Consider the following 306-nt stretch of genomic DNA (forward strand, 5'->3'; position numbering starts at 1 on the left):
CTCATGGAGTGTCGGAGAAGCCGTAGCTCTTTTTGACGCGATCCAAGATCACTCCACGATTCGACGCATTCACAGTCTTCATTTGCGCCATGAGGTTTTCTCCGGTCTTACTCACGAGCAGATCCTCGTGGGTTTTGGCAATCTCACCCAGCTCTTCAGCGCCATGCACCACGCCCGTCACCGTCCACGCCGCAGACAGGACTCTGAGGCCAACCTTGGCGACGGGATGAGGCACTACCGCGGCGGCTCCATCCAGGCCCGCTTTGACCGTGGCGCCCAGAGACACATTCGTGATCAGTTTGTCTT

Annotated in this window: 1 protein-coding gene; it reads right to left on the bottom strand. The window is 57.8% G+C overall.

The genetic code is table 11. The features are described from left to right. Window position 1: 1 nt before the first annotated feature. Window positions 2–306, bottom strand: a 305-nt coding sequence (locus tag QMX89_RS22740) for a hypothetical protein (protein WP_282349959.1), incomplete at its 5' end; no start/stop codon positions are given.

This window comes from Pseudomonas sp. PS01301 (genome assembly GCF_029960215.1).
In the GTDB taxonomy this organism is placed as follows: Bacteria; Pseudomonadota; Gammaproteobacteria; order Pseudomonadales; family Pseudomonadaceae; genus Aquipseudomonas; species Aquipseudomonas coleopterorum.